The 24,681-nt window shown below is 71.2% G+C and carries 25 protein-coding genes and 1 pseudogene; 18 read left to right on the plus strand and 8 right to left on the minus strand.

The window, feature by feature from the left end:
* The 6 genes and pseudogenes from G3576_RS26105 to G3576_RS26130 all read right to left on the minus strand — a co-directional run.
* Window positions 1-916: pseudogene (locus G3576_RS26105) on the minus strand (hypothetical protein); the annotation flags it as partial.
* A gap of 16 nt (window positions 917-932) precedes the next feature.
* A complete protein-coding gene (locus tag G3576_RS26110; RefSeq protein ID WP_164697432.1) occupies window positions 933-2,501 on the minus strand; it encodes a ShlB/FhaC/HecB family hemolysin secretion/activation protein in 1,569 nt (522 codons plus the stop codon).
* A 97-nt stretch (window positions 2,502-2,598) separates the two neighbouring features.
* On the minus strand, window positions 2,599-3,354 hold the full coding sequence (gene radC / locus G3576_RS26115) for a RadC family protein (RefSeq protein WP_164697433.1): 756 nt from the start codon (window positions 3,352-3,354) through the stop codon (window positions 2,599-2,601).
* A 64-nt stretch (window positions 3,355-3,418) separates the two neighbouring features.
* Window positions 3,419-3,817: a DUF2306 domain-containing protein gene (locus tag G3576_RS26120; protein ID WP_164697434.1), complete on the minus strand. Its 399-nt coding sequence runs from the start codon at window positions 3,815-3,817 to the stop codon at window positions 3,419-3,421.
* Window positions 3,818-3,943: 126 nt separating this feature from the next.
* Window positions 3,944-4,750: a type I methionyl aminopeptidase gene (gene map, locus G3576_RS26125; RefSeq protein ID WP_164697435.1), complete on the minus strand. Its 807-nt coding sequence runs from the start codon at window positions 4,748-4,750 to the stop codon at window positions 3,944-3,946.
* 91 nt (window positions 4,751-4,841) lie between these two features.
* Window positions 4,842-5,729 (minus strand): methyltransferase domain-containing protein, encoded by an 888-nt coding sequence (locus tag G3576_RS26130; protein WP_164697436.1) that lies wholly within the window; start codon window positions 5,727-5,729, stop codon window positions 4,842-4,844.
* A gap of 78 nt (window positions 5,730-5,807) precedes the next feature.
* Here G3576_RS26130 and G3576_RS26135 point away from each other — a divergent pair, with 78 nt between their 5' ends.
* From G3576_RS26135 to G3576_RS26180, 10 genes are all read left to right on the plus strand, one after another.
* Window positions 5,808-6,422, plus strand: coding sequence for a cysteine dioxygenase family protein (locus tag G3576_RS26135; protein ID WP_164697437.1), 615 nt, complete (start codon window positions 5,808-5,810; stop codon window positions 6,420-6,422).
* A gap of 168 nt (window positions 6,423-6,590) precedes the next feature.
* Entirely contained in the window at window positions 6,591-8,177 is a 1,587-nt protein-coding gene (locus G3576_RS26140; RefSeq protein ID WP_164697438.1) for a rhodanese-like domain-containing protein, read from the plus strand.
* Window positions 8,167-8,928 (plus strand): ComF family protein, encoded by a 762-nt coding sequence (locus G3576_RS26145; RefSeq protein WP_328729855.1) that lies wholly within the window; start codon window positions 8,167-8,169, stop codon window positions 8,926-8,928. Before G3576_RS26140 ends, G3576_RS26145 begins: the two co-directional genes overlap by 11 nt.
* A gap of 31 nt (window positions 8,929-8,959) precedes the next feature.
* Window positions 8,960-9,217, plus strand: coding sequence for a glutaredoxin 3 (gene grxC / locus G3576_RS26150; protein WP_164697440.1), 258 nt, complete (start codon window positions 8,960-8,962; stop codon window positions 9,215-9,217).
* Window positions 9,218-9,287: 70 nt separating this feature from the next.
* Window positions 9,288-9,797, plus strand: a complete 510-nt coding sequence (locus tag G3576_RS26155; protein WP_164697441.1) for a DUF1178 family protein — start codon at window positions 9,288-9,290, stop codon at window positions 9,795-9,797.
* 137 nt (window positions 9,798-9,934) lie between these two features.
* Window positions 9,935-11,653: a methyl-accepting chemotaxis protein gene (locus G3576_RS26160; RefSeq protein WP_164697442.1), complete on the plus strand. Its 1,719-nt coding sequence runs from the start codon at window positions 9,935-9,937 to the stop codon at window positions 11,651-11,653.
* 105 nt (window positions 11,654-11,758) lie between these two features.
* Entirely contained in the window at window positions 11,759-12,742 is a 984-nt protein-coding gene (locus G3576_RS26165; RefSeq protein ID WP_164697443.1) for a Bug family tripartite tricarboxylate transporter substrate binding protein, read from the plus strand.
* A gap of 4 nt (window positions 12,743-12,746) precedes the next feature.
* On the plus strand, window positions 12,747-13,622 hold the full coding sequence (locus G3576_RS26170; RefSeq protein WP_164697444.1) for an SMP-30/gluconolactonase/LRE family protein: 876 nt from the start codon (window positions 12,747-12,749) through the stop codon (window positions 13,620-13,622).
* 56 nt (window positions 13,623-13,678) lie between these two features.
* A complete protein-coding gene (locus G3576_RS26175) occupies window positions 13,679-13,936 on the plus strand; it encodes a type II toxin-antitoxin system ParD family antitoxin (RefSeq protein ID WP_164697445.1) in 258 nt (85 codons plus the stop codon).
* A 3-nt stretch (window positions 13,937-13,939) separates the two neighbouring features.
* Window positions 13,940-14,236 carry a type II toxin-antitoxin system RelE/ParE family toxin gene (locus G3576_RS26180; protein ID WP_164697446.1) on the plus strand — a complete coding sequence of 99 codons (297 nt, stop codon included), beginning with the start codon at window positions 13,940-13,942 and terminating at the stop codon, window positions 14,234-14,236.
* Here the strand turns inward: G3576_RS26180 and ubiG are convergent.
* On the minus strand, window positions 14,222-14,944 hold the full coding sequence (ubiG, locus tag G3576_RS26185) for a bifunctional 2-polyprenyl-6-hydroxyphenol methylase/3-demethylubiquinol 3-O-methyltransferase UbiG (protein WP_164697447.1): 723 nt from the start codon (window positions 14,942-14,944) through the stop codon (window positions 14,222-14,224). The genes G3576_RS26180 and ubiG overlap by 15 nt on opposite strands.
* 151 nt (window positions 14,945-15,095) lie before the next feature.
* On the opposite strand from ubiG, the gene G3576_RS26190 reads away from it, so the two are divergent.
* From G3576_RS26190 to G3576_RS26210, 5 genes are all read left to right on the plus strand, one after another.
* Window positions 15,096-16,355, plus strand: coding sequence for an aspartate kinase (locus G3576_RS26190; RefSeq protein WP_164697448.1), 1,260 nt, complete (start codon window positions 15,096-15,098; stop codon window positions 16,353-16,355).
* 4 nt (window positions 16,356-16,359) lie between these two features.
* Entirely contained in the window at window positions 16,360-17,406 is a 1,047-nt protein-coding gene (locus G3576_RS26195; RefSeq protein WP_164697449.1) for an NAD(P)H-dependent flavin oxidoreductase, read from the plus strand.
* Window positions 17,407-17,498: 92 nt separating this feature from the next.
* A complete protein-coding gene (locus G3576_RS26200) occupies window positions 17,499-18,509 on the plus strand; it encodes a helix-turn-helix domain-containing protein (protein WP_164697450.1) in 1,011 nt (336 codons plus the stop codon).
* A 151-nt stretch (window positions 18,510-18,660) separates the two neighbouring features.
* Window positions 18,661-19,800 carry a flavodoxin-dependent (E)-4-hydroxy-3-methylbut-2-enyl-diphosphate synthase gene (gene ispG / locus G3576_RS26205; protein WP_164697451.1) on the plus strand — a complete coding sequence of 380 codons (1,140 nt, stop codon included), beginning with the start codon at window positions 18,661-18,663 and terminating at the stop codon, window positions 19,798-19,800.
* Between the two features lie 3 nt (window positions 19,801-19,803).
* Window positions 19,804-20,289, plus strand: a complete 486-nt coding sequence (locus G3576_RS26210) for a nucleotidyltransferase family protein (RefSeq protein ID WP_164697452.1) — start codon at window positions 19,804-19,806, stop codon at window positions 20,287-20,289.
* A 65-nt stretch (window positions 20,290-20,354) separates the two neighbouring features.
* Here the strand turns inward: G3576_RS26210 and G3576_RS26215 are convergent, their stop codons facing one another.
* Window positions 20,355-21,173: a PDDEXK family nuclease gene (locus tag G3576_RS26215; protein ID WP_164697453.1), complete on the minus strand. Its 819-nt coding sequence runs from the start codon at window positions 21,171-21,173 to the stop codon at window positions 20,355-20,357.
* 165 nt (window positions 21,174-21,338) lie between these two features.
* On the opposite strand from G3576_RS26215, the gene hisS reads away from it, so the two are divergent.
* The 3 genes from hisS to prmC are packed head-to-tail and all read left to right on the plus strand — an operon-like array spanning window position 21,339 to window position 24,602.
* Complete coding sequence (hisS, locus tag G3576_RS26220) at window positions 21,339-22,586, plus strand: histidine--tRNA ligase (RefSeq protein ID WP_164697454.1); 1,248 nt, start codon at window positions 21,339-21,341, stop codon at window positions 22,584-22,586.
* Complete coding sequence (gene prfA / locus G3576_RS26225) at window positions 22,583-23,638, plus strand: peptide chain release factor 1 (RefSeq protein ID WP_164697455.1); 1,056 nt, start codon at window positions 22,583-22,585, stop codon at window positions 23,636-23,638. Before hisS ends, prfA begins: the two co-directional genes overlap by 4 nt.
* A 55-nt stretch (window positions 23,639-23,693) precedes the next feature.
* Window positions 23,694-24,602: a peptide chain release factor N(5)-glutamine methyltransferase gene (gene prmC / locus G3576_RS26230; protein WP_164697456.1), complete on the plus strand. Its 909-nt coding sequence runs from the start codon at window positions 23,694-23,696 to the stop codon at window positions 24,600-24,602.
* Window positions 24,603-24,681: the final 79 nt, after the last annotated feature.

A 24,681-nucleotide genomic window follows, 5' to 3' on the forward strand; every position in this document is an offset into this window, starting at 1 on the left:
CGACCACGCCCGGCCCTTGCGGCTGCGGCGGCACGGCGATGGGCACGGCATTCACCGTCGCGCCCGGCGGCACCTGCCCCGGCGGCTGCGCGACCACGCCCGGCCCTTGCGGCTGCGGCGGAACGGCGATGGGCACGGCATTCACCGTCGCGCCCGGCGGCACCTGCGCCGGCGGCTGCGCGACCACGCCCGGCCCTTGCGGCTGCGGCGGCACGGCGATGGGCACGGCATTCACAGTCGCGCCCGGCGGCACCTGCGCCGGCGGCTGCGCGACCACGCCCGGAACTTGCGGCTGGATGGGCCTTGGGCGGGGAACGGTCAGCGGCAGGAGAGTGACGGTCATGCCCGGTGGCCGCATGACAGGACCGGCCTGCGGCCCCTGGCCCATCGGCAGGGCCGGCGCCGTCATCCCAGACACCACCGCGGCAGCACCGCCCGGCGCAGGCACGCCGGACGGCCGCGCGGAGCTGCCGGGCACGGGCTGCAGCACCGTATCGGGGCGCGGCGGCACCTGCACGGGCAGGGGCGGCCTGGTCATCCCGCTCGGGCCGGGAACAGGCTCGGTCAGGAAGGTGGCATAGGGCGCGTGCGTCGGCTCGTTGTCCGGCCGCTGGGTCACGGGTGTCTGGGTGACCGGCGTCTGGGTGACCGGCGTCTGGGTGGCCTGCGGCTGGATGACCGGTGGGCGCGGTATCTGGTTTGCCGTCGGCACCACCCCGTGATGGTCGTTGCCCGTCCCCGGGGTGCTGGGTCGCGTCACCCCGCAACTCCCGCCATGCGGATTGCCCACGCCCTGGCACCACCCATAGTGGTGCCCGGGGTGGGTCGCCTGTTGGCTCCCGGCGGCAAGCGGCGATTGGCCTGGCGGCAGCAGCATGGCCAGCAGCGGCAGCGCGGCCTGGTACGGAACTCTCATTGCCTGTCCTCCCGCCTCACCAGCTCTTCGTCAGGCGCAGATACGCCGCCGGCCCGTAGCGCGTGTCCCGCCCGTCATCGACCAGCGGCAAGGCGACCCAGCCCGACAGCACGAACCCCTCCGCCATGTAGGCGCGCAGCCCGATGCCGGTGGAGGCGAGGGCCTTGCTGGAATCGCCGATCGGGGAGGTCGCGCGTCGCGCCGGCACCACGTCGAAGTCCCGGTTCCTCGCTACCACGCCGGCATCGAGGAACACCGATGGCACCAGCGCCCGCGCCACCGGTCCGTCCAGCGCGATCTGCCGGCTGGCATCGATCGTGCCGATGGCGCCGCTGTCGCCCGTCAGCGTCCCGGCCAGGTAGCCGCGCAGCCTCTCGCGGTCACCAAGGTAGAAGCGCTCCGTCTCCGGCAGCGTCGCCGGCGACCATTGCGCATAGCCGTGCAGGCGAAGCGCCAGGCCCTCCTCCTGCGGCCCCAGCGGCAGCAGCAGCCCGGCCGCGCCGCGCAGGTGCCAGAAGTCCGGATCCACGAAGGCGTTCCAGCTGCTGTCCGTCCGCCCGGCGGAGACGGTCGCGATGGCCCTGAAGCTGCCGTAGCTGTCGTCCACATGGCTGTAGACGGCAGAAAGCCTCACCGCCTGCGACCGCTCCCGCCTGATGGCGGGATCGCCGAAATCCACCTCGGCGATATCATACTCGGCCGCCAGGTACAGGAACTGGTGGATGTCCCGCAGCACCGGGTGCCCCACCAGCGCGATCGCGTTGGTCCCGCGCTGGTGCCGCGCATCGGCAAGCCCCCCGCTGAGGTCGCGGCCGTGCAGCGTGTTGGAGGCGAAGAACTCCGCATAGGTCCCCGCCGTCCCGACCGGCATGCGGTAGAAACCCGCGACGTTGAAGCCGGACCGGTCCTCATCCGTCGCCGCCGTGGCGCCGACCGTCACGCGGAGCATGTCGCCGGGCTGCAGGGTCGAATAGGCCTCGCCGCTGAGGTAGCCGTTCACGGCCTGCTGCCGCGGCGAATTGTCGGCCAGCGCGATGAAGCGGTGGCTACGCGCCGTCGCATGCACCACCAGCAGGCGGCGCCCGGTCGCAGCATCGGTCGTGAATTCGGACCGCAGCTGCACGCCCGAAAGGTCGCCGGCCAGCATCAGCGCACGCTCGAAATCCCGCATGCGCAGCGGCGCGCCGGTCAGCACCGGCCGCAGGTAATCCGCGATACGCTGGCCGATGCGGTCGGGCACGCCGCGCAGTTCCAGCCGGTCCACGCCCCCCTCGTCGATGTCGAGGCGCGGCTGCCCCGTCACCGGATCCTGGAAGGCCCGGACCGTGGCCAGGAAATACCCGTCCTCCCGGTACAGCTGCTCCACCGCGCCGGCCAGCGCGGGCAGCGTCACCTGCCCCTCGGCCTGCTCCACATGCCCCGCGGCGAAGTCCACCAGCGCGGCCGTGTCATAGACCGTGTTGCCCCGCACGATCGCAACCGCGGCCCAGCTGTCCTGCGCCATCGCCGGTCCCGCAGCCGGCAGGGCCGTGGCCAGCAGGGCCATCCAGGCCGCTGCCGCCACGCCGCACCCCGCACGCCTCATCCGCATATCCAAGCCTTTCCCCCGCACGGCTGCCCCCGGCCGCCCCTGAATCACGCTGCGTTCGACCGAGCGTAGCGTTCTTCATAAGTACCTGATTCTAAAGCAATCCTTCCCGCCTGAAGGACAGATGCCGCCCGTTCCCCATGATCAGGTGGTCATGCACGACGATGCCCAGCACCTTCGCCGCCGCCTTCACCTCCTGCGTCATCTCGAGGTCCGCGCGCGACGGCGTCGGGTCGCCGGAGGGGTGGTTGTGCACCAGGATCAGCGCCGTCGCCTGCAACTCCAGGCAGCGCTTCACCACCTCCCGCGGATAGACCGGCGTGTGGTTCACCGTGCCCTTCGCCTGCGCCTCATCGGCGATCAGGCGGTTCTTGGCATCGAGGAACAGGACCCGGAACTGCTCGATGCTCTCCCGCGCCAGCGCGGCGTTGAGGTAGCCGATCAGCCGGTCCCAGTTGTTGAGCACGGGCTGGTCGCGAACCTCCGCCCGCATCAGCCGCAGCGCCGCCCCATGCACGGTCTTGAGCGCGGCCGCGCCCGCCTCCCCCATGCCGTCCACCGCCTGCAATTCCCGCGCCTCCGCAGCGATGGTGTTCGCAAAACTGCCGAAGCGGGCCAGCAGCGCGCGGGCGATCGGCTTGGTGTCCCGCCGCGGCAGCGCCTGGAACAGCAGCATCTCCAGCATCTCATGGTCCAGCAGCGCGTCCGGACCCGCGGTCAGCAGCCGCGTCCGCATGCGCGCGCGGTGGCCGAGATGCCCCGGCGCGGGCTCCTCCGCCACGGACAGCGTCTCCGGGAACAGCCCCTCCAGGCTGGCGCTCGCTTCCGAGAATTGCGGCTTCCGGGCCATCCTGTCCCCGCGGTGTTCGCCCGCAAGGGTGCAACGACCGGCGGGCATTATTCAACCCTGGCGTTCACCAGCCGAAGACGACGGCGCCCATGATGCGCCCCGGCAGCATGGTGGCGGCGCCGGCGATGATGAGCCCGCCGAAGAAGATCGAGATCATCAGCCGGCCATGGGCCGCGACATTCCCCCGGCGCACCCGCAGCACCGCCAGCGGCAGCATGACCAGCACCGCGAGCGAGATGAGGTGGATGTAGGAGTAGTGGTGCCCCCGCGCGGCGCTGGTGATCCAGAAGGAGGAGAGCGCGACAATCGCCATCAGCACCACCCAGAGCCGTCCCAGATGGCGATGCGGCAGCGTGCCCCGCGGCGCCACGATCTGGACGATGCCGAGCCCGAGCGCCGCCATCGCGGCGAAGGCGTGCAGCTGCACCATGGCGGGGGCGGCAAGGAGCGGGGCGAGTGTCACGGCAGGCTTTCCTGAATGTGTATGTTAGTCACATTCACATAAAGCCGGCCGGCACGGCGGTCAAGACGAAAACGCCCCCTTCCAGGCCGGAAGGGGGCGCGATCGCCGCATCGGGGTGGCGGGGATTCAGGCCCCGTAGGGCGGCCGGTGCATCCCGGTTGGGGAGACGGTGAAGATCTCCACCCCATCCTCCGTCACGCCCACCATGTGCTCGAACTGGGCGGAGAGGCTGCGGTCCCGCGTCACCGCGGTCCAGCCATCGTCCAGGATCTTCACCTCCGGCCGCCCGGCATTCACCATCGGCTCCACGGTGAAGAACATGCCGGGCTTCAGCGTCGGCCCTTCGCCGGGCCGGCCGAAATGCAGCACGTTCGGCGGCTCATGGAAGCGCCGGCCGATGCCATGGCCGCAGAAGTCGCGCACCACGGAGAAGCGGTGCTTCTCCACGAAGGTCTGGATGGCGTGGCCGACATCGCCCAGCGTGGCCCCCGGCCTGATCGCGGCGATGCCGCGCATCATGCTCTCATAGGTCACGTCCATCAGCAGCTTCGCCTTGGTGGAGGCGGTGCCCGCGACATACATGCGGCTGCTGTCGCCGTGCCAGCCATCCAGGATGACGGTGACGTCGATGTTGATGATGTCGCCATCGACCAGCACGCGCTCACCCGGGATGCCGTGGCAGACCACGTGGTTGATGCTGGTGCAGGATGACTTGGTGTAGCCGCGGTAGCCCAGCGTCGCGGGGATGGCGTGGTTGGCCAGGGTGAAGTCGTGGATGATCCGGTCCAGCGCTTCCGTCGTGATCCCCGGCTTCACATGCGGGGTGATCATGTCGAGCGTCTCGGCCGCCAGGCGGCCGGCGCGGCGCATCCCCTCGAAATCCGCGGGGGAGTGGATCGTGATGCGGCGGCTTTCGCCGCCCTGCTGCTCCATCGTGGTCTGACCGTCCGGGCTGGCGTGAGGAATATTCAATAAATGCGCCGCGCCCACCCGCGTTGCAAGCGCGCGCAGGCGCGGGGCTGCCCTACCCGAAAGGCGTCTCGCCCGTCTTCCGCTCCACCGTGCCGAGCGCATCCGCCAGGCGATGCGTGGCGCTGCCGGGGCGCGCGGGCTGCTGCTGGCTCTCATGCGGCGACCAGCCGGTCAGCACCATCAGCCGCAGCACCGGGTCGATCCCCTCCGGCCCCTTCGGCAGGCTCGCCGCCGCCATGGGCAGCAGGGCGCGCGGCGGCACGCGGCGATCCGCCGCCAGCACCGCATTCGCCTCCCCCGCCGCGCGGAGGTCGGCGAAGAGGCCGAGCGCCGTGCGATAGGCCAGCGCGACATTCTCCAGGTCCGCCACCGGCAGCGCGAAGCCCGCGCGCTGCAGCAGCCCCGCGCCGTCCCTCAGTTCCGGGAAGGGCGAGACCCGGGGCGAGACCCCGCCCCGCAGCGCCACCTCCGCCTGGCCCAGCGCCTCCCGCAGCGGCTGCAGCGTGCCGAGCGCGGGGAGCGAGGCCAGGAACAGCCCATCCGGCGCCAGCGCCCGCCGGATCTGCACCAGCGCCCCCGGTAGGTCGTTCACCCAGTGCAGCGACACCGACGCCACGATCAGGTCGAAGGACCCCGGGGCGAAGGGCAGGAATTCCTCATCCCCCGCCACGGCCAGCCCTTCGCCGCCCGCCCGCAGCATGTCAGCCGACAGATCCATCGACACCACGAAGGGCACGCCCCGCGCCCGCAGCTTCGGCGCCACCACGCCCCGCCCGCCCAGGTCGAGTGCGCGGGTGAAGCGCCGCGTGGTGTCGTCGAGGCGATCCAGCAGCCGGTCCGCGCAATCCTCCAGCACCGGCGCCACGCGCGCGACCGTCCCCGCCGCCCGGTCCCGCCGCCGCCGCACCAGGGCGCGGTCGAAGATGTTCATGGCATTCATGTCAGGCCAGATGCGCCCGCTTCGCCTCGGGGACAAGCCGCGCTAGGCTCCCTCCACTGATCCGGAGGAAGGCCCCCAATGAACGTCACCGATGCCTCGGCCGCCCGCGCCGCCGCCGTCGCTTCCACCATCGACCGCATCCGCGCCATCGAGAGCGAGATGGGCGTCACCCGCCCGGCGCTGGAGAAGATCCGCGACGAGCTGATGGCGCTGGCCGCGCAGGAACACCTCTTCCCGAGCCACGTCTTCCCCCCGCCGGAGGGCGGCGCCAAGGGCGCCAACCGCTACCTGATGCAGGAAGACCCGGACAACCGCTTCGCGCTCTACCTGAACGCGCTGAACCCCGGCAACCGCACCAAGCCGCACGACCACACCACCTGGGCCGTGGTCGTGGCGGTGGAGGGGCAGGAGCTGAACAAGGTCTATGCCCGCACCGATGACGGATCGGACCCCGAGCGCTGCCAGATCCATGTGCGGGAGGAGATCATGGTGGAGCCCGGGCGGGGGATCTGCCTGATGCCGGAGGACATCCACTCCATCCACACCCTCGGCGACGTCCCCACCCGCCACCTGCACATGTATGGCCTGGCGCTGGAGAAGCTCGAGGATCGCAAGGGCTATGACGAGGAGACGGGCGCCGTCACCCTCTACAACAAGGCCTTCATGAAGCCGACCAGCCAGCCCAAGGGATAGCTTTTTCCGTGCCCTCAAACGGCGGGCGGCCGCATCCGCGGCCTTGCCTTCGCGCGGGATGCGGGCAGTACTGGCTGCGCGGCCCGTTTGCGCGCGGGCCGCATTCGCGGCCTCGGCCGGCCTGAAGTGCGGCCGTCCGCCGTCTCCGATCTTGGCCAGGAGCTCATGATGAAGGCCGCATTGATTTCCGCTGCCACCTTGAAATCCTGGCTCCGCGACGGCGCCGAGCTCGCCATCCTCGATGCGCGGGAGGAAGGCGAGTTCAGCGCCTCCCACCTCTTCTGGGCCGTGCCCTGCCCGCTGTCGCAGGCGGAGCTCCGCGCCCCCCGCCTGCTGCCCCGCCGCGCCACCCGCATCGTCTGCGTCGATGGCGGTGAAGGCGGCTACGCCGGGAAGCTCGCCGCCTTCCTCGCCACCATCGGCTGCGCCGACCTCCACATCCTCGAAGGCGGGACCAGGGCCTGGGAAGCGGCGGGCTACGAGCTCTTCTCCGGCTTCAACGTGCCCTCCAAGGCCTTCGGCGAATGGGTGGAGCACCATTACGGCACGCCCTCCATCGACGCCGCCGACCTCGCCACCATGCAGGCGGAGGGCCGGGACATGATCATCGTGGACAGCCGCCCGATCGCGGAATTCCGCGCCATGTCCATCCCCGGCGCCATCGACGTGCCGGGCGCCGAGCTCGCCTACCGCGTCCCCGCCATGGTCCCCCGCCCGACGACGACGGTGGTGGTGAACTGCGCCGGCCGCACCCGCTCCATCCTGGGCGCCGAGAGCCTGCGCCGCGCCGGCCTGCCCAACCCCGTGGTGGCGCTGCGCAACGGCACCATGGGCTGGGAGCTGGCAGGCTTCACCTGCAACCGCGGCCGCGACGACCGCTACGCCCCCGGCACGCCGCCCGACGCGGCGGAGACCCTGGCCCGCGCGCGCCGCTTCGCCGATGCCAATGGCGTGCGCTGGATCACCCGCGCGGCGGCGCAGGACCTCCTCGCCGACCCCAGCCGCACCACCCACCTCTTCGACGTGCGCGACCCCGCCGAATATGCGGAAGGCCACATCCCCGGCGCCGTCTCCGCCCCCGGCGGGCAGCTGGTCCAGGCCACCGATGGCTGGGTCGCGACACGCCATGCCCGCATCCTGCTGGCCGACGATACCGGCACCCGCGCCGCCATGACCGGCGGCTGGCTGCGGCAGCTCGGCGGCTGGGACGTCTTCTGCCTGACGGACGCCATGGAAGGGCGGCTGGAGGCCGGGCATCCCGCGGCGACCGTCCCGGACCTGCCGAAGCCCCGCACCATCACCCCCGCCGACCTCGCCGCGCGCCTTGCCGCCGGCGCCGCCGCCGTCATCGATTGCGGCCGCAGCCTCGCCTTCCGCGCCGGCCGCATCCCTGGCGCCCGCTGGGGCGTCCGCACCCGCCTCGCCGCGCTGGCGAAGGACCTGCCGGCGGACCGGATGCTGGTCGTCACCGCGCCCGACCCCGCCCTGGCCGCGCTCGCCGCCGCCGAACTCGCCGCGCTCCATCCGGCCCCCGTCGCGGTGCTGGAAGGCGGCACCGCCGCCTGGGCCGCCGCCGGCCTGCCACTCCACGCCGACCGTCGCGACCCCCCGGACGAGGCCTGCATCGACACCTGGCTCCGCCCCTATGACCGGAACGAGGGCGTGGAGGAGGCCATGCGCGCCTACCTCGCCTGGGAGATCGACCTGGTCCATGCGGTGGAGCGCGACGGCGACGCCCCCTTCGGTGCCTGGTAGCGTTCTCAAGCGCCTCGGCCTCGGCGTGCTGGACGCCGTGATGCCGCCGCATTGCCTGACCTGCGAGGAGGCCGTGGAGACGCAGGGCACGCTCTGCGCCGCCTGCTTCCGTGGCCTGCATCGCATCACCGCGCCGCTCTGCCTGCGCTGCGGCGTGCCCTTCCTGCATGCGGGGCAGGGGGGGCGCGACGGGCTCTGCCCCGGCTGCCTGGAACGCCCGCCCGCCTATGACACGGCCCGCGCCGCGCTGCGCTACGACAGCGCCAGCCAGCGGCTGGTGCTGCCCTTCAAGCATGCGGACCGGCCGGAACTCGCGGGGCCGCTCGCCGCCCATATGGCCCGCGCCGGCGCCGCGCTGCTGGCGCGCTGCGACCTGGTGGCGCCCGTGCCGCTGCATTGGCGGCGCCTGTTCAGCCGCCGCTACAACCAGGCCGCCCTGCTGGCCCAGCGCCTGGCCCGCGCCGCGCATCGCCCCTGCATCCCGGACCTGCTGCGCCGCCGCCGCCCGACGCCGCCGCTCGGCGATCTCGGCGCCATGGCCCGCGCCGCGCTGGTGGCGGACGCCTTCACCATCCGCGCCCGCGCCATCCCCCGCCTGCGCGGCCGCCGCGTGCTGCTGGTGGATGATGTGATGACCTCCGGCGCCACCGCCGATGCCTGCGCCCGCGCGCTGCTGGACGCCGGGGCCGCCGCCGTCGATGTCCTGGCCGCCGCCCGCGTCCCCGACCCCAGACTGCAACAGGAGGCTTGACCATCCCGCCGGGCGGGACGATCTCACTCCCATGGCCAAGATCGAGATCTACGTCCAGGATTTCTGCCCCTACTGCGCGCGCGCGGTCGGGCTGTTCCAGAAGAAGGGCGTGCCCTTCGAGGAAATCTACGCCCCCAACGGCTCCGACGCCCGCCGGGACGCCACCACCCGCTCCGGCGGCCGCACCACCGTGCCCCAGATCTTCATCGATGGCCGGCACATTGGCGGCTGCGACGACCTGATGGCGCTGGACCGCAAGGGCGGGCTCGATCCGCTGCTCGCCGCCTGAACCAGCGCCATCGGACGGCCAGAATGCCATGCCAGACCACGCCTGAAGCGGGCCACCGGGACACCAGGGGATGATCCACTACCAGCTGCGCTGCCATGCCGGCCATGAATTCGATGGCTGGTTCCAGGACAGCACGGGCTTCGAGAAGCTGGCCAAGGCCGGGCTCGTGGAATGCACGCATTGCGGCAGCGTGAAGGTGGAGCGCGCCCTGATGGCGCCCGCCATCCGCAAGTCCCGCCGCAAGGCGCTTCCCGTGCCGGCGCCGCAGCCCGAGGGGGCGGAGGCGCCCGCCCAGGCCCCGCAGCCTCCGGCCCCCGTGCCTGTCGACAACCCCGAACGCGTCGCCGGCGGCCCCATCCCGGCCCAGCTCCTCGCCATGCTCCAGCGCCTGCGGGCGGAGGTCGAGAAATCCTGCGACTATGTCGGCCCCTCCTTCGCGGAGGAGGCCCGCAAGATCGCGAATGGAGAAGCCGAGGCGCGCGGCATCTATGGCGAAGCCTCCGATGCCGAGGCCGAGGCCCTGGCCGAGGAGGGCATCGACATCGCCCGCCTGCCCTGGGTGCCGCGCGCGGATGGCTGATATCTCACGATCCCGTGAGAACTCAGTAACCGATTAAGTTCCGCGTTACGATACTTCCTTACACACCCCGACTGGTTCGCCCCCCGCGACGCCGATAACACGCGCGGCCCTGCCGCCAGTCGAGGAACCTGTCCCGCATGAATGCCCCCGTCTCCGCGCCATCACGCCGCGGCAGCATCGCCGTCCGCCTGATGATCGGCTTCGGCCTTGTCCTCGGCCTGATCGCCGCGCTCGGCGTCGTCGCAACCAACCGCGTGAACCACATCAGCGACAGCCTCGCCACCATCAACGACGTGAACAGCGTGAAGCAGCGCTTCGCCATCAATTTCCGCGGCAGCGTGCATGACCGCGCCATCAGCCTGCGCGACGTCGTCCTGGTCACCGTGCCGGCCGAACGCGCCGCCGCGCTGGCGGAGATCACGCGGCTGGAGGAATTCTACGCCCGCAGCGCCGCGCCGCTCGACGCCATCATGGCCAGCGGCGCCGGCGTGACGCCGGACGAGCAGGCCATCCTCGCCTCCATCAAGGAGATCGAGGCCCGCACCATGCCGCTGATCCGCCAGGTGATCGAGGCGCAGGCGCGGGGCGACCAGGCGGCCGCGCACCGGCTGCTGATGGAACAGGCGCGCCCCGCCTTCGTCGAATGGCTCGCCCGCATCAACCGCTTCATCGACCTGCAGGAATCGAAGAACCACGCCGTCGCCTCCGACGCGCGCGGCGTGGCGGAGGGCTTCCAGACCCTGATGATCGCCCTCGTCGCCGCCGGCCTGCTGATCGGCGCCGCCATCGCCGCCTGGTCGCTGCGCGCCGTGGCACCGCTGAAGCGCCTGGCGGAGGCCATGCTGCGCCTGTCGCGCGGTGACCTCGCGGTGGAAGTGCCCGGCGCCAACCGCGCCGATGAGGTCGGCGCCATGGCCAAGTCTGTCGCCATCTTCAAGACCAGCATGACGGAAAGCGCGCGCCTCGCCGCCGACCAGGAACGGCTGAAGGCGGAAGCGGCCGCCGAGCGCAGCCGCACGCTGCGCGCCCTGCTGGCCGACCTGGAGAGCAAGGTCGGCGGCACCGTGGCGCTGGTCGCCGGCCGCGCGGCGGAGCTGGAAGCCACCGCCCGCGCCATGCGCGGCACGGCGGCCGAGACCAATGCGCGCGCCGACAGCGTGCACACCGCCGCGACCGAGGCCAGCAGCCGCGTCCGCGGCATGGCCGCCGCCGCCGAACAGCTCAGCGGATCGATCGGGGAGATCAGCCGCCAGGTCGCGCAATCCGCCCGCATCACCGGCGCGGCGGTGGAGGATGCGCGCCGCACCGACGCCACCGTGCAGGCGCTGGCCAGTGGCGCGCAGCGCATCGGCGACGTCGTCGGCCTCATCACCAGCATCGCCGGCCAGACCAACCTGCTGGCGCTGAACGCGACGATCGAGGCCGCCCGCGCGGGCGAGGCCGGCAAGGGCTTCGCCGTGGTGGCGTCGGAGGTAAAGTCGCTGGCCGGCCAGACCGCCAAGGCGACGGAGGAGATCGGCGCCCAGATCGGCACCATCCAGGCCGCGACCAAGGATGCCGTGACCGCCATCCAGGCCATCGCCGGCCGGATCGAGGAGGTGAGCCAGATCGCCACCCTGATCGCCGCGGCGGTGGAGGAACAGGGCGCCGCGACGCAGGAGATCGCGCGCAGCGTCCAGCAGACGGTGGAGGCGACGCAGCTCGTCGGCACCGACATCCAGGGCGTCACCCAGGCCGCCAATGACAGCGGCGCGGCCGCCGACCGCGTGCTCGGCGCCGCCGCCGACGTCTCCCGCCAGGCGGAGCGGCTGCAGCAGGAGGTGAAGGGCTTCGTCACCAGCGCCGCGGTGGCGTAACCCCGGCGCCTGATTGACCGGTCGGTCAGCTTCGTCCTATTGCTGGGGGGCGGCAAGGCATGCCGCCCCATAAGCCGTCAGAGCGGCAGCATCGGAGGAAGCCCCATGATCCCGCGCGCCCCCCTGGACGCCGCCCGCATCGGCCGCCGCCTGCTGCTGACGGCACCCCTGCTGGCCGCACCGGGCCTGGCCCGGGCGCAATCCGCGCGCACGCTGCGCATCGTCGTGCCCTTCGCGGCCGGCAGCGAGCCCGACATCCTCGGCCGCCGCCTGGCCCATGCCATGGCCCCGATCCTCGACCAGCCCGTGGTGGTGGACAACCGCATCGGCGGCAACACCGTCATCGCCGCCAGCCATGTCGCGCAGTCCCGCCCGGATGGGGAGACGCTGCTGCTCACCTCCTCCTCCACCTTCGCCACCCTGCCGAACCTGCACGCCAACCCGCCCGTGCGCCTCGACCAGTTCGAGGTGATGACCATGGCGATGCGCGCGCACATGGTGCTCTACACCTCCGCCGACGTGCCGGCCGCGACCATCCCGGAGCTGATCGCCTGGGCGAATGCGCAGCCGGAGCCGATCCACTACGGCGCCAACCGCGGCGCCATCGGCCATCTCTGCGGGGAGAAGATGAAGCGCGTCACCGGCATCCGGATGACCGACGTCTCCTTTCGCGGATCGCTGGTGCTGCAGCAGCTGATGCTGCGCGGCGACATCAAGCTCGCCTTCGATGGCGTGCCCGCGCATGCGGAGCTGGTGAATGCCGGGCGCCTCAAGGCCTTCGGCATCACCGCCGACCGCCCGGCGCCCATGCTGCCCAACGTGCGCCCGCTGGCCGAGCAGGGCTTCGGCGACATCGCGCTGTCCTACTGGTACGGCATCTTCGCGCCGAAGGGCACGCCGGGCGCCATCCTGGAACGCCAGATCGCCGCCATCCACCGCGCCCAGCGGGCGGAGGAGCTGCTGCGCCAGTTCAGCGCCCAGGGCGCGCAGCTCGAGGGCAACAGCCCCGCCGAGTTCCGTCGCATGATCGACGCCGAGCGCGAGAGTTGGGGCGAGATCATCCGCGCCATCGGCCTGACGCTGGACTGACCCGGTGGTCATCCGCCGCATCGGCGCGACGAAGGACCGGCTGGGGGAGGGCCCGATCTGGGACGAGGCGACGCAGCGCCTCCTCTGGATCGACAGCCTGGCCGGCCTGGTCCATGAGCTCGATCCCGTCAGCGGCGACCGCCGCGACCATGTGGTGCCCGCGCCCATCGGCTCCCTCTCGCTGCGCCGCGAGGGCGGCGCGATCCTGGCGCTGGCGGATGGCTTCCACCGCCACGACTTCACGACCGGCGAGACGACGCTGGTCGCGCCGCTCGGCCTCTCGAACCCGAATGTCCGGCTGAACGACGGCAAGACGGACCGCCAGGGCCGCTTCCTCGCCGGCACCATGCACCTCCACCGGGCGGAGGAGGAGGCGCCGCTCGGCGGCCTCTACCGGCTGGACGGGGAGGGGCGCGCGACGCTGCTGGTGGAGGATATCGCGACCTCCAACGGCCCCTGCTTCAGCCCGGACGGCACGGTGCTCTACTTCGCCGACAGCACCCGCCAGGTGATCTGGGCCTTCGACTACGACACCGCGACCGGCACGCCCCGCAACCGCCGGATCTTCGCCGACCTCAAGCCGCACGCCACCGCGCCGGATGGCGCGACGGTGGATGCGGAGGGCCATGTCTGGTCCGTCCTCGTCCGCACTGCCAGGATCGCCCGCTTCGACCCCGCGGGGCGGCTGGTGCGCGTGATCGATTTCCCGACCCGCTACCCCACCAGCCTCGCCTTCGGCGGCGCCGGGCTCGACGTGCTCTACGTCACCTCCATCTCCCGCAGCATCCGCTTCGAGGACCCGTCCCCCGATGCCGGCGGTCTCTTCGCGATCGAGGGGCTGGGCGTGCGCGGGATCGCGGAGCCGCGCTGCGCGTTGTGAGGGCGATGCCGCCCGGGGTAGGATGCGCCCCGGACGTCCCGCCGCGGAGCCCCCGCATGACCATCACCCTCTCCCCCGACCTGGTCGCCCTGATCGAGGAAAAGATCGCCAGCGGCCGCTTCCCCTCCGCCGAGGCGGTGGTGCGGGAGGCGCTGATCCAGCTGGACGCCGCGGAGGCGAGCCTGGCCGAGGATGACGAGGCCTGGCTGAAACAGGCCTATGAGGAGGGGATCGCCAGCGGCGAGCCCATCGAGGTCGATCTGGACAACCTCAGGGACCATGTCCTGAACGGCGCGCCGCTTCGCCGCCTGTAGCCGATGCGCCTGCGCTTCCTGCCCGAAGCCATTGCCGACCTGGTGGCGGTGCGGGACCACGTGGCGACATACAGGCCGGACAGCGCCGGCCCCCTGGTCGATCGTCTGATCGATCGCGTCCGCCTTCTTGCCGAGCATCCGGAGGCCGGCGAGCGACTGCCCCGCCTCGGCCCCGGCATCCGCCGACTGACCGCAGCCCCCTACCTCATCCTCTACCGCATCGAGGCCGAGGAGGTGCGCATCGTCCGCATCCTGCACGGCGCCCGCCGCGTCACCCGCCGTCTCCTACCCCCCGGCTGACCGCGCCATGACCAGGTAGTTCACGCCGAGGTCCCGGCTCTCCCGCCACCCCCCGGTCAGCGGGTCCATCGTCATCCCCGCGATGTCGGCCACCTTCAGCCCCGCCCGCTTCAGCCCCGCGCCCAACTCCCCGGGGGTCACGAACATCCGCCAGTCATGGGTGCCGATCGGCAGCAGCCGCAGCAGGTATTCGGCGCCGAGCTTGGCCATCAGGAAGGACCGCGCCGTGCGGTTGAGCGTGGAGAGGAACACCGGCCCCGCCGCCACCCCCGCCAGGGCGGCATAGAAGCGTTCCCGCTCCTCCACATGCTCGATGACTTCCAGCGCCACCACCGCGTCGAAGCGCCGCCCCTCCGCAAGCAGGTCCTCCGGCCCGCCCTCCCGGTACTCGATCTCGAGCCCCCCCGCCGCCGCATGGGCCCGGGCGGCGGCCAGCGCATCGGCTGAACCGTCCACCCCCGTGACCCGGGCGCCCATCTTCGCAAAGGCCTCCGACGCCAGCCCCGCCCCGCAGCCCACATCCAGCAGGGTCAGGCCCGAGAGGTCACGCCGCGTCCGCCCATGGGCCCGCGCCACCCGCTCCGCGATCCAGCCCGTCCTGAGCGGGTTCATCCGGTGCAGCGGCTTCATCGGCCCCGCCGGGTCCCACCAGCGATCCGCCAGCGCGCCGAATTTCCGGATTTCCGCCTCGACCGCCGTGCCCGCCATCGCCGAACCCCCCAATTGAACCCCTGGTTGCCCTGGCGAGGTTGCCCGCCGGCGCGCCCCCCGTTATCTGTCCGCCCCCCGGCGGGGCGCAACGGGTCCACCCCTCCCGATCCGCCTCCAGGACCCTTCAGAACGGCATCCCTGACCGACCATGGCCCGCATCGTGATGAAGTTCGGCGGCACCTCCGTCGCCGATCTCGACCGCATCCGCAACGTCGCCAACCGCGTGAAGCGGGAAGTCGATGCCGGGAACGAAGTCGCCGTCGTCGTCTCCGCCATGGCCGGCGCCACGAACCAGCTGGTCAAATGGTGCCAGGACCTCTCGCCCCTGCATGACGCGCGGGAATACGACGTGGTGGTCGCGACCGGGGAGCAGGTGACCATCGGCCTGCTGGCCATCGCGCTGCAGACGATCGGCGTGGAGGCGCGGTCCTGGCAGGGCTGGCAGATCCCCATCCTGACCGACCAGGCCCATGGCAAGGCCCGGGTCGAGAGCATCGACGGGTCCCTGCTGATCGAGCGCATGCAGGCCGGCCAGGTGCCCGTCATCGCCGGCTTCCAGGGCCTGGAGCCCGCGCGGAACCGCATCACCACGCTCGGCCGCGGCGGCTCCGACCTTTCCGCCGTCGCCATCGCCGCCGCCGTCAAGGCGGATCGGTGCGACATCTACACCGATGTGGACGGCGTCTATACGACGGACCCGCGCATCGTGCCCCGCGCCCGCAAGCTCGACCGCATTTCCTATGAGGAGATGCTGGAACTGGCCTCGGTGGGTGCCAAGGTGCTGCAGACGCGCTCCGTGGAACTGGCCATGAAGCAGCGCGTGCGGGTGCAGGTGCTCTCCAGCTTCGAGGACAAGCCAGGCAGCCTGGTCGTTGACGAGGATGAAATCGTGGAACAGCCCATCGTGTCCGGCATCGCCTATTCCCGTGACGAGGCGAAGGTCACCCTCCGCCGCGTGCCGGACCGGCCCGGCGTCGCCGCCTCCGTCTTCGGCCCGCTCTCGGCCGCCAATGTGAACGTGGACATGATCGTCCAGAACATCGGCGCGGACGGCAGCACGGACATGACCTTCACGCTGGGCCGCACCGACCTGCCGCGCGCCCGCGACCTGCTGGAGAAGGAGAAGGCCAGCATCGGGTTCGAGGCGATGATCGCCGACCCCGATGTCGCCAAGATCAGCGTCGTCGGCATCGGCATGCGCACCCATGCCGGCGTCGCCTCCACCATGTTCCGCACGCTGTCGGAGAAGGGCATCAACATCCAGGTAATCTCCACCAGCGAGATCAAGGTGAGCGTGCTGATCCCGGCCGACTACACCGAACTCGCGGTGCGCGCGCTGCACACCGCCTATGGGCTGGACGGGCCCGAGCCCGCCAGATCTACCCCCGAACGGCGCGGCGAGGGCTGATCCCATGGATGCGCTCCCCCAGGCGACACCGCCCGCCGAGGCCTTCGCCCGCCTCGATGCCCTGATGGCCCGTGGCGCCGCCTTCTTCGGCACGCGCTACGCCATCATGGGCGGCGCCATGTCCTGGGTGAGCGAGCGCAACCTGGTGGCGGCGCTGTCGAATGCCGGCGCCTTCGGCGTCATCGCCTGCGGCGCGATGGAACCGGACCGCCTGGCCCAGGAGATCGCCGGGACGCAGGCACTTACCGAAAAACCGTTCGGCGTGAACCTGATCACCATGCACCCCCGGCTGGACCAACTGGTCCAGACCTGCCTCGACCACAAGGTCGGCCACATCGTCTTCGCCGGCGGCATCCCGCCGGGCGCCGCCATCAAGGCGGCCAAGGATGGCGGCGCCAAGGTCGTCTGCTTCGCCCCCGCGCTGGCATTGGCGAAAAAGCTCATCCGCTCCGGCGCCGATGCGCTGGTGATCGAGGGGGCGGAAGCCGGCGGCCATATCGGCCCCGTCTCGCTGACCGTGCTGGCGCAGGAGATCCTGCCCTTCATCCGGGAGGTCCCCGTCTTCGTGGCCGGCGGCATCGGGCGCGGCGAGGCGATCCTCTCCTACCTCGAGATGGGCGCCGCCGGCGCGCAGCTCGGCACCCGCTTCGTCTGCGCCACCGAATCGATCGCCCATCCCAACTTCAAGCGCGCCTTCATCCGCGGCGCCGCGCGGGATGCGCTGCCGACGGTGCAACTCGACGAACGCTTCCCGGTCATCCCGGTGCGCGCCCTGCAGAACGAGGGCACGAAGCGCTTCCTGGAACACCAGGCCGCGACGATCCGCCGCTTCCTGGCCGGCGAGGTCGAGAAGGCTGCGGCCCAGCTCGACATCGAGCATTACTGGGCCGGCGCGCTGCGTCGCGCGGTGATCGATGGCGATGTGGAGAACGGCTCCCTCATGGCGGGACAAAGTGTCGGCATGGTCACGCGCGAACAACCCGCGGTCGAGATCGTGCAGGAACTCATCACACAGGCCGCCGCCGCCATCGCCGCGCGTCAGGCCGCCTGATCGTCCCGCCTTCCTGACACTGCGATGACGCGGCCGCTTCGCCGCGTGATTCGGTTTGCGGCCTCGCCAGCCGCGCGCTAGGTGTCCATGCCGTGCCCTACGATCTGAAGCGCATCCCCCGAAAGCCCGACACCACCGGCGCAGAGGCCGCGCGGGTGGGTGAGGAACTCCGCGATTCCCGCCTGGCCCTCGGCCTGTCGGTGGAGGAGATGGCGGTGCGGCTGCGCATCCGCCGCCCCTACCTGGAAGCGCTGGAGGAAGGCCGCATCGCGGATCTGCCCGGCGCGGCCTATGCCGTGGGCTTCGTGCGAACCTACGCCCAGGCGCTCGGCCTCGACTCGGATGAGATGGTGCGCCGCTTCCGCGACCTCTCCGGCGCCGCGGTCACGCGCAAGACGAACCTGGTCTTCCCCGAACCCGTGCCGGAACGCGGCATGCCCGCCAGCGGCGTGATCGGCATCGGCGCGGTGATCGTCATCGGTGCCTATGTCGCCTGGTTCAACTGGACCGGCGGCGGCAACCGCACCGTCGATGTCGTGCCGCCCGTGCCGCCGCGCCTGGAAGCCGCCGCCGAGCAGGGCCGCGCCCAGCTGCCCGGCGCCCGCGGCGATGCCGCCGGCACCCTGCCGCTCGCCGCCCTGCCGCCGCCCGGCGGCATCGGCGCGCCCTCGAACACCGCCGCCCAGGCCGCGACCGTCCCCGCCGCGCCCCCGCCGCCCGTGGTGGCCCCCGCGCCGCCCGCGCCGCCGCCGCCCCTGATCGCCGGGCTGCCGGATGGCACCAGGGTGGCGCTGCGCGCCCGGCCCAATTCCGGCGATGGCGTCTGGCTGCAGGTGCGGGACCCCCGCAACGGCCAGGTGCTCCTGAACCGCGTGCTCCGCCCGGGCGAACACTGGCCCGTGCCGGTGCGGGACGGGCTGCTGCTGGATACCGGCAAGGCGGAGGGGCTGGAGATCGTCGTCGAGAACAGCGCCTCCCCGGCACTGGACGGCATCATCGGGGTGCGCCGCAACATCGCCCTCGACCCCGACCGCCTGCGCCAGCGCCTGGTCCCCGCCACCGCCAGCAACGCCCCGCCCCAGGCCGTCATCCGCACGAACTGAGGCGATAGCCCTCTCCACCCGACGGGGGGCTGGACGCATGCGTCGAGCGGTGGGTGAGGGGGGCTCCACCCAGCCGAGCCGCTTCCCCCTGTGATCCCGGGCCCCGGCACCCTATGCTTGGGCCCAAGGAACCAGGGACCACGGACGCAGCATGGCCTATCGCCCCTACCAGCAGATCGCCCGCCGCAAGTCGCGGCTGATCCATGTAGGCAAGGTCCCGGTCGGCGGCGACAGCCCCATCACCGTCCAGACCATGACCAACACGCCGACCGAGGACGCCAAGGCGACGATCGAACAGATCCGCCGCTGCGAAGTCGCGGGCGTCGACATCGTCCGCGTCTCCGTCCCCACCGAGGAAGCGACCGCCGCGCTGGCGGAAATCGTGCGGGAGGTGAATGTCCCGATCGTCGCCGACATCCACTTCCACTACCGCCGCGCGATCGAGGCCGCCGAGGCCGGCGCCGCCTGCCTCCGCATCAATCCCGGCAATATCGGCAGCAAGGAACGGGTGAAGGAGGTCGTGAAGGCCGCCCGCGACCATGGCTGCTCCATCCGCATCGGCGTGAATGCCGGGTCGCTGGAAAAGCACCTGCTGGAGAAATACGGGGAGCCCAACCCGGACGCGCTGGTGGAATCCGCGCTGTGGCACGCCGACCACCTGCTGCAGGAGGGGTTCGACAACTTCAAGATCAGCGTGAAGGCGTCCGACGTCTTCCTGGCGGTGGCGGCGTATCAGCAACTCGCCGAGGCCTGCGACCATCCGCTCCATATCGGCATCACGGAGGCCGGCGGCCGCCGCGCCGGCACCGTCAAGTCCGCCATCGGCCTGGGCAGCCTGCTCTGGGCCGGCATCGGCGATACCGTCCGCGTCTCGCTCTCCGCGGAGCCGGAGGAGGAGGTCTCGGTCGGCTGGGAGCTTCTGAAGTCGCTGCACATCCGCCACCGCGGCGTGAAGGTCATCTCCTGCCCCTCCTGCGCCCGGCAGGGCTTCGACGTGATCCGCACGGTGGAGAAGCTGGAGGAGCGGCTCGCCCATATCGACCAGCCGATCTCCCTCTCCATCATCGGCTGCGTGGTGAACGGGCCCGGCGAGGCGCTGATGACCGACATCGGCCTCACGGGCGGCGGCGCCGGCACCCACATGGTCTACGGCATGGGCAAGACCAGCCACACGGTGCGGACCGAGGAGATGGTCGAGCACATCGTCGGCCTGGTGGAGGCCCGCGCCGAGGCCATGAAGGCCGCCAAGGCGGCCGAGACCGCCGCCGCCGAGAAGCAGGCCGCGGAGTAGCGCTTGCACCCCGAAATCCTCCGCCACCGCGACGCCATCGCGGCGATCTGCCGCCGCTTCGGCGTAGTGCGGCTGGAGGTCTTCGGCTCGGCGGCGCGGGGTGACGATTTCGACCCGGCGCGGAGCGACGTGGACCTGCTGGTGGAGTTCACGCCCGAGGCTCGCTTCGACTTCGCCGCCTTCGCCGACCTGAAGGACGCGCTGGAAGCCTTGTTCGGGCGCGCGGTGGACCTGATCGACCGCCCGGCTATCGAGAAGAGCCACAACCCGCTCCGCCGCGCCACCATCCTGGGCGACGCTGAGCTCGTGTTTACCACTGACGTAGGTCCCTCGCGCTTCGCCGCTCTTCGCGCCATTGCGGCGTGCCGCAACCAGCTTACGACCGCGGAAATCATGTGCCTCACGCGTGGCGAGGACTGGGGCGAGCCCGGTGACGCGGCTCAGCTTGTTAAGGGCCATGACCAGGGTGCTGGTCAATCCTGTGGATAGACATCGCGTGTGGCGGCGCTTGAGCAGCACGGCGAAGCTGGGGAGGAAGTGGTGTCCACCTCGATCTATGTCTGCCGGCGCGCATTGATCTGTGGCACACCGTTGAGCCAGCAGAGGTACGCGTTATCACGCCACAGTATCCAGACTTGCGTGAACGCGTCTTTGGCTGACGCTGTGGCCTCCACCATAATGGCTTCGACTTGCTCAGTTTTCACATACAAAAATGTCGGGTTTAAATAAGCCAGGAGCCAATACGCGGGGTCGTATCCCTTTTCGGCTTTGCCTCGGCAAACAGCGCTGAGCGAACTCCTGATCATTTGAATGCTTGCAATGTCAGTTGTATCATCGGGTTCGTGCGTCATCCGTAAAAAATTAGGACTTGTTTCGAATAGGGCTTTGACGGCTTCGCGGTCCGTCTCTGTCAGCGGCTGCGCTTCTTGCAATTTTTGCACTGCTCGTCGCCCCGCTTCGCCAGCGGGCTCTGGCACACTGAATAGGGCAGCCCTGCGCCGATCACCCGGATCAAGCGGTGTGCCCGCCTTCAACGCTTCGTCGATCCGTTCGTCCTGCCGATATTCGTCATTGCGGCGGCGTCCCGGCCGTAGAGCTTCAGTCACCTCCACGTCGACGATTTCATCGGCCAACTTAATTTGTAAGTCCGGCCGGTCTTTGCTGGTAAGTCGGATTGCGCCTGCACCAATAAGCTTGGCGAACGCGGCGCCGGTTGCGGCTTCTCGCCAGAATGAAAACTGGTTCCCGGTGATAACGCAGTCGCCGAACTGGCTGCGGGTTTTGTCCACGCTCGCGGACAGAGCTGCAGGGCTTTGCCACTGGCGCATCCCCTCCTTAATGGCTTCGATTTCAGCGCGCTGCGGTCGGTTCATTTACTGCCCCTCCTTCATGGCGCACAGGTAATATGGGAAGACGGCCGTGCGCCAAGCGCCATACCTCGATGTGGTGCCACGCGGCGCCGCGTCGCGTCGTCCCTTGCTCGCACGCACTACCCGCGCCCCTTGCCCCCCGCCTTCCGCCGCGTTACGCGCCACGGCATGGCCAGCACCCCCCTCCAGCCCGTCCGCGGCACCCGTGACCTGATCGGCGAGGACCACCGTCGCCATCACCACGTCATCACCGCCGCGCGCCGGATCACCGGCCTCTACGGCTTCGAGGAATGGGCCACCCCGATCTTCGAGGACACGCGCGTCTTCGCCCGCTCCCTCGGCGAGACCTCCGACGTGGTCAGCAAGGAGATGTATTCCTTCACCGACCGCGGCGGCGATTCCATCACCTTGCGGCCGGAAAACACCGCCGGCGTCTGCCGCGCCCTCGTCACCAACGGCCTGACCCAGTCCAACCTGCCCCGCAAGGTCTTCTATGCCGGGCCGATGTTCCGCTACGAGCGCCCGCAGAAGGGCCGCTACCGCCAGTTCCACCAGATCGGGGCCGAGATCCTCGGCGCCGCGGAGCCGCTGGCGGATGCGGAGGTCATCGCCGCCGGCTGGAACATCCTGCAGGACCTCGGCATCAGCGACGGCGTGGTGCTGGAGATCAACACGCTGGGCGATGCCGAAAGCCGCGACGCCTATCGCGCCGCCCTCGTCGCCCATTTCACCGCGCACAGGGACAGCCTGTCCGAGGACAGCCGCATCCGGCTCGAGAAGAACCCGATGCGCATCCTGGACAGCAAGGATGAGGGCGACCGGAAGATCGTCGCCACCGCCCCCACCATCCAGCCCTACCTGACCCCGGCGGCCTCCGCCTTCTTCGCCGCCGTCCTGAAGCACCTCGAAACCCTCGGCGTGCCGACGCGGGAGAACCCGAGGATCGTGCGCGGCCTCGACTACTACAGCCACACGGCCTTCGAATTCGTGACGGACCGCCTGGGCGCCCAGGGCACCGTCATGGCGGGCGGCCGCTATGATGGCCTGGTGGAGGAGATGGGCGGCCCCGCCACCCCCTCCGTCGGCTGGGCCGCGGGCGTGGAGCGCCTCTCCATGCTGCTGGCCCAGAGCCCGGCGGCGCCGCGCCCCGTCGCCGTGATCCCGGTGGCGGAGGCGCAGGAAGCCGCCGCCATCCAGCTCACGCAGCTTCTCCGCCAGGCCGGCGTCACCGCCGAGATCGCCTACAAGGGCAACCTCAAGCGCCGGATGGAGCGCGCCAACAAGCTCTCCGCCCGCGCCGCCCTGATCCTGGGCGAGGATGAGGTGGCGCAGGGCGTCGTCCAGCTCCGCGACCTCGATGCCGGCACCCAGGACCGCATCCCGCCCGCGGAGGCCGTGGCCAGGCTGCGCGGATGAGCCTCCCCCAGAAGCTGGATCGCCTCCTCTCCCGCGCCGAGGAGATCCGCGACCAGCTCAACACCGCCGATGGCGCGCAGGTCGGCGCGCTGTCGAAGGAACTCTCGGACCTCGAGCCCCTGGTCGAGAAGGTCCAGGAATACCGCGCCACCGAAAGGGGGCGCGATGAGGCCGAGGCCATGCTCGGCGACCCGGAGCTGCGCGAGCTGGCGGAGCCCGAATACTTCGCGCTCCGCGATCGCCTGCCGGTGCTGGAACGCGAGATCCGCCTGATGCTGCTGCCGCGCGACGCCGCGGACCAGGGCAACGCCATCCTGGAGATCCGCCCCGCCGCCGGCGGCGACGAGGCGGCCCTTTTCGCCGCCGAGCTCTTCGGCGCCTACCAGCGCTACGCCGCCACCCAGGGCTGGCGGTTCGACGTGCTGGAGTATGACGAGGGCGAATTGGGCGGCGTGAAGGGCGCGACCGCGACCGTCGAGGGCCGCGGCGTCTTCGCCCGCCTGAAGTTCGAGAGCGGCGTCCACCGAGTGCAGCGCGTGCCTGCCACGGAATCGCAGGGCCGCATCCACACCTCCACCGTGACCGTCGCCGTGATGGCGGAGGCCGAGGAGGTGGATGTGCAGATCAACGAGAGCGACCTCCGCATCGACACCTACCGGGCGTCGGGCGCCGGCGGGCAGCACGTCAACAAGACGGACAGCGCCGTGCGCATCACCCACATCCCGACCGGGACGGTGGTGGCGATGCAGGAGGAGCGGAGCCAGCACAAGAACCGCGCCAAGGCGATGAAGGTGCTGCGCGCCCGCATCTATGACGCGCAGCGCAACCGGCTCGACACCGCCCGCGCCGCCGACCGCAAGTCCCAGGTCGGCACCGGCGACCGCAGCGAGCGCATCCGCACCTACAACTTCCCGCAGGGCCGCGTGACCGACCACCGCATCGGCCTGACGCTGCACAAGATCGACCGCGTCATGCAGGGCGAGTTCGACGAGATCATCGGCGCCCTGGTTGCCGAGGACGAGGCCGCCCGCCTGGCGGCGGAAGCCGAATGACGACCCCCTGTTCCCTCCCCCGCGCTTGCGGGGGAGGGTTAGGGTGGGGGTCGTCGTGACATCCTGCCCCCCCGGCCAATCCGTCGGCGCCTATCTCTGCCAGGCCGGCCAGGTGCTCCGCGCCGCCGCCATCGACCAGCCCCGCTTCGAGGCCCGGCTCCTCCTCGCCCATGCCATGGGCACGACCCAGGACGCCCTGCTCCGCGACCCCCGCGCCGAGGTCCCGGCCGAGGCCGCCGCCCGTTTCGGCGACTCGCTGAAGCGGCGCCTCGACCATGTCCCCGTCGCCCATATCCTCGGCCGCCAGGGCTTCTGGACGCTCGACCTCGCCGTCTCCCCCGCCACCCTCATCCCCCGCCCCGACACCGAGTCGCTGGTGGAGGCCGCACTGGAGGCCTTCCCCGAGCCCTCCCGCCCGCTCCGCCTGCTGGACCTCGGCACCGGCACCGGCGCCCTGCTGCTGGCCGTGCTCGCCGAACGCCCTGGCGCCTTCGGCATCGGGGTGGACCGCAGCCCGGAGGCCGCCGCGCTGGCCGCCCGCAACGCCCGCGACAACAGCCTGGCCGATCGCGCCGTCTTCCTGGCCGGGGACTGGGCCACGGCGCTCGACTCGACCTTCGACCTGGTCCTGTCCAACCCCCCCTATATCGAGCGTGACGCCATCCCGGACCTGATGCCCGACGTCGCCCGGCACGAACCGGCCCTTGCCCTGGATGGCGGGCCGGACGGGCTCGATGCCTATCGCGCCATTGCCGCCGCGCTGCCCGGGCTGCTCACGCCCGGCGGCATCGCCATCCTCGAACTCGGCCAGGGCCAGCGCGCGGCGGTGGAGGATCTGGCCCGCGCCGCCGGCCTGACCCCCACGGGATGCCGCGCCGATCTGGGCGGAATCGACCGCGCCCTGATCATCGCAAAGGACCACATCGCGAAAAAACCGTTTGTCGCGCCCCCGGCGGCGCACTAGGTTGGCCCCGCGGCCCGGGTTGCCCTTGCGCATCCCGGCACCGCCGGCAGAAGCGGCCGGGCTTGGGGGACCAGGGGCG

Origin of the sequence: Falsiroseomonas algicola (assembly GCF_011040385.1) — a bacterium.
GTDB classification, from domain to species: Bacteria; Pseudomonadota; Alphaproteobacteria; order Acetobacterales; family Acetobacteraceae; genus Falsiroseomonas; species Falsiroseomonas algicola.